Below are 6482 nucleotides of genomic sequence, written 5' to 3'. Positions count from 1 at the left end.
TAGATGTAGCCCAGAAGAGGGTAGGGGTGTTGGACTCTTGTTTTTATTGCTTTATTCACTTTATATTTTTATACTCTCTTTAATAGGTGCCCGGTGCACTTGTTTAGGGAGGTTAGAAATATGAAAGCAACTATTACAGGGAGAGATCCATTGAGCCTTCGAATTATGAGGGATTTGGATTTGGGAATGAAGGTGTCTGATGTTCCAGGGAATTATCCAGTGTCTTTGGATCAGGTTAAGAAGCTTTCACGTTACAGAAATATGTTAGAAGAGGCACGTTCGCAGTTAAAAACAGAGCTAGTGCAGCGTATAGATCTACTTGGTATAAAAGCTCTTTCTCTTGGTCCATTGTTTCGAAAAAAGGATTGGGAGGGGATTTCTGAGGTACTAGCATTTGTTACTGAAGATATGCAGCGAAAAGAACTGGAGCTATTGATTCAAGATTTGAAGGAGAAGCGAGAGCGGATCTATGGGTTTAAGGAAGCTTCTTCTGAAGAGATATTGGCTTTGGAGAAAAAAGAGAAAGAGTTGCAGCAAGAGAAGAAGCTTATGCAGATCCTCCAGGACGAGGCTAAAAAGCAAGTAACTATGTTAGAAGGGTATCCAGCGGGTATTAGACGGGTCTTGAGCTCTCTTTTAGGCTTAAAAGATGGTTATTTAGTGTTGGTTAAAGAGTTGAGTACAGATTTGATTAAGGATCTTCTTGAGAATGGTGCTTTAGAGTACGATGAAGCTTTTTCTGTTTACTTAGTTAAAGACTTGGAAACTTTGGTGGCCATGATTACTAATTTAAGGAGAAGTGGGGGTTCAGTGAACGAGGATGAGCGGATTGATCGTGCTTTGAGCTTGTCAGAAGTACTTCAGGATTCTCAAAAGGCAATGCAGCGGATTAAGAAAGAGCAACGGGATTTGCAAGCTCAAATAGAGAGTTTGAAGCGTTCTCAGACCTCATCCTATGGCAAAATGGCAGATGCTACGAATATTTTTTCAGTGGAGGAGCTAAAGAAATATAAGTATTTAAAAAATAAGGCGCTTATCTGGCTGTTTGAGCGTGGTTATGTGGTGGTTGAAGGTTTTACCCTTATGAATGGAATTAAAGCCGATATGATAGCATTTGACGCATCTCAGATAATGATTGTAAGTGTTAAGGCTTCTCGAAATGATTTTATGAACGATCAAAAGTGGAAGGAGCAGCTTTCTTTTTGCCATGATTTTTACTTTTTGGTGCCGGATGAATTAGAAGAATTGGCAGTGGATCGGCTGGTTAATGACAAAGTGGGCATTATGGTTGAAACAGCCGGTGAGATTTATATTCGTAGGCATGATGAGCGGCTGAGTATTAACGTACAAGAAGAGGACATGCTGCGTTTTGCTGCCGCTCGTGAATTGTCAAAAAGAAATATAGTTAGGAATTAGATAAGGTTTGCTTTTCTTGCTCTGTATCTTTGGCTTTTGGCTGTCAATTTACATGATGAAGAACAATAAATTTTATCTCTCCTAGTTGGTGAAAATATGTCATTACATACAGGACATATTTTCTTTTCGTTTTCACTAAAAATCATAAACAATTGAAGATACAATGTCTCAAACAAACCTTCTGTCCTTAATACCGGCGAAAGTTGTATTTTGTTAGTTTCTTTCCCCCAAGTTATAACCCCCTTATCTAAAGCAAAGTTAACCTTGTCTAAAAACATATCGATTCGATCCGCCAGATAGCGAGAACCTATAATTGAGTATTCTTTTAATATATCGTCTGGAAAATGTAGAATGTCGTAAGTTATTTCTTGATTTACCTCGTCTTGAAAAACGGAAATTTTATGACTTGATTTACACTTATTCTCATCATTTACCTCGGCTTCTTCTATTCTAATAAACCTTTGCAATTGATCTAAATCCTGATTAATAATCGCTTTACAGAGTTCCCAATCCCGACAAAAGGATTCACATGTTATCAGAAGATCAAAGATATCTAACTTAGAATATATATAATCTCCTTTTGTTTCCGTTTCGAAATTCCCCCAAGATTTCCAAAATCCCCACTCAGTAACCCATTTTTCAACTAATTTGAAAGGATTTTCTCCGGCTCGATATCTTTTTACCAATTCAACTATCGATGGGATGAAATCAGGTTTATCGAAAACATCGTAAATCTCGATTTTTGTATCTTTATGATTTTTATTAATTAAATATCGCCCTTCATAGAAAACATCTTTTAATACGTAGTTTTTGCGCTCACATCTTATTGGGAATGAAAACAATTCATGCATACCCTTTTGGCACCCCTTTTTTAATCCCTTTTTTAATCCCTTATATACTTATAATAAAGGTTTTATAATTGAATAACAACAATAATAAATAAAGAAATAGGGGTATTCACAAATGAGAACAAGTGTTTTTAGAGAGAATAATGAAGTTCTAGAAGCAAAAGGCTCTATTCCTTTTTGGATTATCGCCAAAGTTGTGAATGTACACGAAAACACAATTCGTAATTGGATGAGAACTGAAATGAGTCATGAGAGAAAGCAGTTAGTCTTATCGGCTATCGATAAAGTGAAGCAACAAAAGACTTCAGAGGAAAAATGAAGTAGGTGAGGTGATATGGCAGATGTTCAATTGGAGAGAGGTTATACCAGAGTCGCGAATGAGATTTTAGAAGAAGTGTCTAGCAGAAAGTTTAATGCGACACAACTCTCTGTGCTAATGATTGTATGGCGAATGACTTATGGGTTTAACAGGAAAGATCATGATATTGCTCTTAGTTTTTTTATAAAAGCTACTGGGTTTTCTAAAAGAAATATCCAAGAAGCGATTAACGTTTTAGTTAAAGCTCAAATTTTGATTGAAACTCAACCAGCTTCATTTAATCAAACTAGAAGAATTACTTTTAACAAGAATTATGATGATTGGCTTATACAGAGTAGAACAAAAAGTAAACAGGTGAACGATTCTGCACCTGATGAAGAAAAGGTTACTTCAACAGGTGATGAATCCTGCACCCAAGAAAGAAAGATTAAAGAAATATCTAAAGAAAAGGATGATGATCTATTGGACAAGCCAAATCCAATTCAAGAATATGAAAAACATTTTGGTTCGTTCCCAGGAGCCATGTTCATACAAACGATTAATGATTGGATCGATAAGAGCCAATTTCAAGAACCAGAAGAAATTATTTGTGAAACGATCCGTAGGGTTAAGCTACAGCATCCAAAGAATCCGCCGCGATACATCGATCAGACTCTTTCTAATCTCCACAACTTAGAGCTTTATACATTAGCCGCTGTAAAGGAATATAACGAAAATTACGAGCGGAAGATCAAAAAGCAATTCAGCAGCAGCCATAGCAAGTCATTTAAAGAAATGTCTAGCCGACCAAGCGGCGTGCAAGAGCCGGCCCCTTTAACAGAACAGGAGCGGCAGGAGCTAGAAGCACTGAAAGAGGATTTCCCTTTTTAATTCTTCGCTGACCAAGGGAATGTCTTCAGCTCTATAAAACTACTTTTCAAGGAGGTAACTACTTTTGATAAAAGCGGATCAAGCCTTTGATATGCAACGGTTGTATAAAAAGATGGTTAAGCGTTATGTACCGGAGTTACAAGATCGGGATGATTTTACTGTTAAAACTCAGCGTAGGGTTTGTGACAAATGCGGAAGCGAATCTGATTCAACTTTTCTTTATAAATTTCAGGAGAGTACAGAGTGGATAGAAGTATCAGTTTCAGATGAATGTTTAAATTGCAATAAAGCCAAAGAATTACAAGAGTTCATGAAAAAACAAGAATTTCAGGCTAGTTCAGATCGTCGAGAGCAGTTGATGAAGGACTATTTAATGATCCCCAGTGATTTAGTAGACGCTGGTTTTAAAAATTACAAAGAAACGAATCACGTAACAGCCAGGGCGTTAAAAGAGGCTGTTGAATATACCAAGCACTTCTTAGCAAATCAAGAAGAGGACCGCTATAGCCTGATTTTGATGGGAAGTTGCGGTACGGGGAAATCACATCTATGCGTAGCAATTGCTCGCACGTTGAAAGAGAAAGGTTTTGCAGTCGGATTTTTAACAACTGGAGCCTTATTGGCAAAGATCAAAGCAACCTATAACAAAGGTGCTAGCAAATCAGAAGAAGACATTTTTAAAGATCTTAAGCGCTTTTCTTTGTTGATCTTGGATGACGTCGGAAGTGAGACCGGTAGCAAGGACGAGTTCGCTTGGAGCAAGACGAAATTATTCGAAGTGGTCAATAACAGAATTGGAAAACCGACTATTTATACATCCAATTTCAATGAGATAGAACTTCCGCAAGCAATTGGAGAACGTACCTTTAGTCGAATGTTCAACAAAACAAAATTCATTGATGTTTTCACGGACGATTATAGAAAAACCTTGAGAATTCAATGAAAGGGAGACTGGTTGCTATGGCTATAAGTGAAGCGGCGAAAAAAGCGCGAAATGAGTACATGAAAAAGTGGAGAGAAAAAACAAAGAACACTTAAAAAACTATCGAAAAAAGTACCACGAAGAACATCCGGAGAAAGCCAAAGCTGCTCAAGAACGCTATTGGGCCAAGAAAGCAGCGGAAGCAGAGGGTGCTCATGAATAGTTTAGAGATCATTAATCGAAATGGCCAGTTGCTAGTAGATAGTCGTCAGGTAGCTGAGATGGTTGATAAGAATCACGCAGATTTACTTAGAGATATTAGAAAATATGTGGGGATTTTAGGTAAAAGCAATTTTGCTTTCGCTGATTTTTTCTTTGAAAGCTTTTATACAGATTCGCAAGGTAAACCTAGGCCGCATTTCTTTTTAACGAAAAAAGGCTGCGATATGGTTGCCAACAAGTTAACAGGAGAAAAAGGAATCCTCTTTACAGCAGCATATGTTAGTAGGTTTGAAGAGATGGAAAAAGAGTTGATCCAACCTGATATCCAGAATTTAAGTCCGGAGTTGCAAATGTTTAAGCATTTGTTTGATTCGATGGCCCAAAAGCAATTAGAGGATGCTAGAAGGGATGAAGAAATTAAGTCGCTTACAGATAATGTTACAACGATAAAAGAAACGTTCCTGAAGCGTGATGAAGGTTGGAGAGAATCCATAAATCGAATGATGCAAAAAGCAGGATATCATTCTGGAGGAAATTACAGAGATTTAAGAAACAGAAGTTATGCCATCTTAGAAGAGCGGGCCCATTGTAATTTAAATATCCGCTTAAATAACTTAAAAGCTCGTTTAATAACAGCTGGAACTACTCAAACGAAAATTAACAGCACTACCAAAATGGATGTGATAGAGTCTGATGTCCGTTTAAAAGAGATCTATACCACAATCGTTAAAGAGTTATCGATCGGCGTATTGAAAGCAAAATAAAAACCCATTGCTCGCAACAATGGATTTTCACGAAATATTAAACATATTTTCTTCAGTCAGTATAGCAGATCACCAAAAAAACGTCATGAGAATTTTTATATAGCCGTTATTCTTCATAATTTTGAGTATGGCGGCCATTAACTTCTTTGAGATAAATAACACTAGAGGTTCAAATAAAATGCAATACAAACGATTCTGAGAGGTGGAGTGTGATAATTATGGCTATAAATCTAGAATATTTTAACAGATGTTCAGAAATCGAAAGAGTATTTAATAAACATGCAGATGAATACTTTGAATTTCATCGTAAAGCGGTTGATCAACTTAGTGAATTGAAAATGAAAGTGTATAGTTCGGTAGTTAGCGTATCAATTAAAAATGGTGATGAGAGCTATGAGGCTATTGAGAAGGATTTACGTGAAGTCTTCGATGTAGATGTAATACAGAAGTTCACTTCTTACAGCCGCTATAATCCAATCGTCTGGATGAAGAGATACAGCAAGCATTTAGTTTATTTCCGGAATGAAGATAGACGTAAAAAGGCTCGATTTAAAGAGTTATTAAAAGATCTCGATCGGCTAGAAAGAGGACTAATCTCAATAAAGCTTCGTAAGAGAGGGAAACAACAATTAGAACGATTGATAGGGCTCAAACATAAAATTCAAAACTTATTAAAGCTGAACTTAGATTTTGCGGATACATCGGGATTTCTAGATGTGTTACCAGGCATTTTCTTTGAAGGGTGGAAGATGGATAAAACAAACTTTTTGTCGTTATTATCTTTAAACAGAGATCTTCATTATTGGGATGGACCTAAAAATGAGACTATGGATTATATAGCCGCTCTTCCAGAAGCAATTGATTACAAAACCTTTCAGGATGCGATTTTTATTCAAAGGATAGAGCATGACCAGGACTGTTATTTATTTAATATTTACATGGATGACATGCGAAAGGCTCTCGATCAAAACAAAGAATTGAGCGGTAAAATGTTCGAGAAGTTTCAGGAGACATTCGGCCCCATCCCTACGTATACAGCAGCTGTCGATGAATTTGGTGAAGTCATAAGCCTTGAATATAATAAGCCCAATTTGCAGGTGATAGAGGGAGCAAAATGAGAA

At 36.9% G+C, this 6482-nt stretch carries 8 protein-coding genes; 7 read left to right on the top strand and 1 reads right to left on the bottom strand.

The window, feature by feature from the left end:
- The first annotated feature begins 120 nt into the window (after positions 1-120).
- Complete coding sequence (locus WDJ61_RS18645) at positions 121-1416, top strand: MmcB family DNA repair protein (RefSeq protein WP_338754893.1); 1296 nt, start codon at positions 121-123, stop codon at positions 1414-1416.
- On the opposite strand, the gene WDJ61_RS18640 is transcribed toward WDJ61_RS18645, so the two are convergent.
- On the bottom strand, positions 1413-2267 hold the full coding sequence (locus WDJ61_RS18640; RefSeq protein WP_338754892.1) for a hypothetical protein: 855 nt from the start codon (positions 2265-2267) through the stop codon (positions 1413-1415). The genes WDJ61_RS18645 and WDJ61_RS18640 overlap by 4 nt on opposite strands.
- A gap of 112 nt (positions 2268-2379) precedes the next feature.
- Here WDJ61_RS18640 and WDJ61_RS18635 point away from each other — a divergent pair, with 112 nt between their 5' ends.
- From WDJ61_RS18635 to WDJ61_RS18610, 6 genes are all read left to right on the top strand, one after another.
- Positions 2380-2583 carry a hypothetical protein gene (locus WDJ61_RS18635; protein ID WP_338754891.1) on the top strand — a complete coding sequence of 68 codons (204 nt, stop codon included), beginning with the start codon at positions 2380-2382 and terminating at the stop codon, positions 2581-2583.
- Between the two features lie 15 nt (positions 2584-2598).
- The gene (locus tag WDJ61_RS18630) at positions 2599-3453 is read left to right on the top strand and encodes a replication protein (RefSeq protein WP_338754890.1); all 855 of its coding nucleotides are present in this window, start codon (positions 2599-2601) and stop codon (positions 3451-3453) included.
- 64 nt (positions 3454-3517) lie between these two features.
- Positions 3518-4396, top strand: coding sequence for an ATP-binding protein (locus WDJ61_RS18625; RefSeq protein ID WP_338754889.1), 879 nt, complete (start codon positions 3518-3520; stop codon positions 4394-4396).
- A gap of 67 nt (positions 4397-4463) precedes the next feature.
- Positions 4464-4598, top strand: coding sequence for a hypothetical protein (locus WDJ61_RS18620; protein WP_338754888.1), 135 nt, complete (start codon positions 4464-4466; stop codon positions 4596-4598).
- Positions 4591-5361, top strand: coding sequence for a Rha family transcriptional regulator (locus WDJ61_RS18615; protein ID WP_338754887.1), 771 nt, complete (start codon positions 4591-4593; stop codon positions 5359-5361). Before WDJ61_RS18620 ends, WDJ61_RS18615 begins: the two co-directional genes overlap by 8 nt.
- 218 nt (positions 5362-5579) lie before the next feature.
- The gene (locus WDJ61_RS18610) at positions 5580-6479 is read left to right on the top strand and encodes a hypothetical protein (RefSeq protein ID WP_338754885.1); all 900 of its coding nucleotides are present in this window, start codon (positions 5580-5582) and stop codon (positions 6477-6479) included.
- Positions 6480-6482: the final 3 nt, after the last annotated feature.

Source organism: Bacillus sp. FJAT-52991, assembly GCF_037201805.1.
Classification (GTDB): Bacteria; Bacillota; Bacilli; order Bacillales; family Domibacillaceae; genus Bacillus_CE; species Bacillus_CE kandeliae.
Note: the sequence above shows the minus strand (reverse complement) of the source record. Positions and strands in the feature narration are given on the sequence as shown.